Source organism: Acetobacter sicerae (assembly GCF_011516765.1).
GTDB lineage: Bacteria > Pseudomonadota > Alphaproteobacteria > Acetobacterales > Acetobacteraceae > Acetobacter > Acetobacter sicerae.
The window spans coordinates 1-2,852 of sequence record NZ_JAAABN010000053.1 but is presented as its reverse complement, the minus strand read 5'-3'; the positions used below and the strand labels follow the sequence as shown (position 1 = coordinate 2,852).

Genomic DNA, 2,852 nt, shown 5'->3' with positions numbered 1-2,852 from the left:
TCTGCCAAAATTGCAGACAGCGGATGGAGAACGGCGGAAACGTTTTCTCTATGTCGCCATCGATCGATGCTCCCGTTCGGTGCATCTGGCCGTCTATGACGCGGAGAATGCAGAGGTGGCCCCGTCTGTTCGGACAGTTTTTGGGTTTGAATAAGCTATACCCAGTTGTTGTCATGCCGCCATTCTGACGGCGCTGCTGTTGGCCCTCTGGTCCGGGGTTAACCCCGGACCAGAGGGCGTCGGCGCGTCATGATACGCCTCATCGGGCGTGCGTCCAGCCAGTGCTGCGTGCGGACGCTGCCCGTTATAATGGGTGATCCATTTCGTGAGCCCCACTCGAAGTTCTGATCCGGTCTCAAAGGCGTGCAGGTAGACGCATTCGTATTTCATCGACCGCCACAGACGCTCGATGAACACGTTATCCAGCCAGCGCCCACGTCCATCCATGCTGATACGGATCTGACGCTCTTCCAGGAGCCCGGTAAAACGGGGCGTCGTGAATTGTGAGCCCTGGATGCCCTTCTGTTTGTCAAGCGGCGAAACACGATGCATTGACCTCGCGATGGCGGCGTATGATGACGCCATAGACCTCGCGGGCGATGTAGCGTTTCAGGATGCGGATGACTTCGAGTTTGGAGTGACCTTCCGCGACACGCCTGGCGACATAAGCACGTGTCTTTTCGTCCGTTCGCAGGCGGCCGATGGCGATGAGATGCAGGGCGCTGTTGGCTGCCCGGTCACCGCCTCGGTTCAGTCGATGGCGGATCGTTTTCCCCGACGAGGCGGGTACAGGGGTGACACCGCAAAGGGCAGCGAAGCTTGCTTCGGATTTCAACCTGTCGGGATTGTCGCCAGCCGTCAGGAGAAGCTGGGCGGCTCCGTTGTGACCAATGGAATTGCGGGCGACAAGTTCCGGCGCCAGTTCTTCGACAATCGCCTTGATCATCAGGTCCAACTCGGCGATCTCGTCGTGCAGTTCAAGGTAGCGGCGTGCGAGGGAATTGAGGCTGATCCGATAAGCGGCTTCGAGATTGCGGTAAGCGGTGAGGTCAGGCCGGGACGCCGCAAGCGTGCGGATCAACTGCATCCGGGTCATGGAACGTAGCTGCTCCCGCAGCGCATCCGGCGCCGCGACGATCGTATTTTGGATCATCTGCAACGCGATTTTTCGTGCGTTTACAGCGGTTTTCCGACATGCTCGCAAGACTCGGAGAGATTCCACCATGCCGTCTCTGCGACGCGGGGTAACAGTCCGCTGGCCTGCAAAGGCGGCGTGAGCGGCGCTCTGGGCATCCAGGTCGTCACTTTTACCACGCCGGCGGCGATCATGCCGATCAGGCGCCGTAACTTCCAGTACCTCGACCCCCGCGGCTTGCAGAAAGCGCAGCAGCCCGGCGCCGTAGCTGCCGGTCGATTCAACCCCGACACGCAGAAGATCGCCCGCCGCGCGCATCCATGCCAGCATCTGTCGATAACCCTGTCGTGTCGCGGGAAAACTCTGTGTGCCCAGCACATGATCCTGCTCATCGACAATGGCCGCAACATGCAGATCCTTGTGGGTATCGACGCCACCAACGACCACGCGCGTCGTTTTTTCGTTTCCATCCATGACCGTGCCCCCGGTTGATCGCTATCAATGGCTCAGCCGCGGCCCGCTGCATGGACAGGACAGTCACGAGACCAGTCAGGTCAGGCCCTTCTCGGGTCACAGGCAATGGCCGAGGCAAAGCCTCTCCGCGAGGTGCTCCCGGGCGGTCGACAGATCCAGGGAAAGACACAACGGTCGATCAGAGTGCGGGTCAGACCGCACCGGGCACCTTGCGGCGCCAGTCTACCGTGGTCGATCAGTGTTTGAGACAAACCGTCCGGGAGCTGGCAACCATCTTCTGACTGTCAGTATTGAAAATTTCCGGGGTGCCGTAGCGCATCAGCGCATCCCGGAGCGCCTCGATACAGAACTCCGCGTCCATCGTGTTCGACAGACGCCAGGACAGGACCTTGCGCGTGAACCAGTCCATGATCGCCACGAGATAGAGAAATCCCCGTTTCATGGGGATATACGTGATGTCGGAACACCAGACCTGGTTGGGCCGGTCGATGACCAGATCCCGCAGCAGATACGGATATTTCCGATGCTCTGGATGGGGCACACTCGTGCGTGGCTTCTGGTAGATCGCCCGCAGCCCCATAATCGCCATGAGCCGCCGGACCCGCTTGCGACCGACTTCATGTCCCAGGCGGCGCAGATGCCATGTCATTTGCCGCGAGCCATAATACGGCGTTTCCAGGAACTGGGCGTCGATCAGCCGCATCAACGCCAGATTGGCCTCGTTCTGTGGCACAGGCCGATAGTACACGCCCGACCGGTTGAGTTGTAGCAGCGTGCATTGCCGGATGATCGGCAGACGTGCTCGCTTCGGGTCAATCATCTGCCGCCTCTGATCACGCCCAACCGAGCAGAGGCATCGCGTAAAAAATCCCGTTCCACGAGAAGCTCGCCTATCTTCGCGTGTAGTTTCTCCACATCAGCAGGGCTGACCGGGGGCTCAGACACCGCCTTCCCCGAAAAGGTTGCCGCCATGCCCTCGACTGCCTGGCGCTTCCACTGGGCAATCATCGTCTGATGCACACCATGTTTCGAAGCCAGTTCCGCCAGCGTCAGCTCCCCGCGGATCGCCTCCAGCGCAACCCGTGATTTGAACTCCGCTGCATACCTCTTGCGCGTAACCTTGCCCATAAAACCCGTCCTCTCTCAGGTCGGATTATAGACCCAATGACCGTCATTTGCCTCGCCTTCCGAGGTCAGGAGGAGCGTAAGCTCACTTTGTCACGAGAGGAGAATGACAATGTCG

At 59.7% G+C, this 2,852-nt stretch carries 1 protein-coding gene and 3 pseudogenes; 1 reads left to right on the top strand and 3 read right to left on the bottom strand.

The genetic code is table 11. From position 1 onward, the window contains the following. Positions 1–109, top strand: a pseudogene (locus GVI59_RS18400) (IS481 family transposase); the annotation flags it as partial. A gap of 62 nt (positions 110–171) precedes the next feature. On the opposite strand, the pseudogene GVI59_RS18395 reads toward GVI59_RS18400, so the two are convergent. From GVI59_RS18395 to GVI59_RS18385, 3 genes and pseudogenes are all read right to left on the bottom strand, one after another. After that, positions 172–513 (bottom strand): annotated as a pseudogene (locus GVI59_RS18395) (transposase); the annotation flags it as partial. 16 nt (positions 514–529) lie between these two features. After that, positions 530–1,609, bottom strand: a complete 1,080-nt coding sequence (locus tag GVI59_RS18390) for an IS110 family RNA-guided transposase (RefSeq protein WP_173575491.1) — start codon at positions 1,607–1,609, stop codon at positions 530–532. A gap of 256 nt (positions 1,610–1,865) precedes the next feature. Continuing rightward, a pseudogene (locus GVI59_RS18385) lies at positions 1,866–2,737 on the bottom strand (IS3 family transposase); the annotation flags it as partial. Positions 2,738–2,852: the final 115 nt, after the last annotated feature.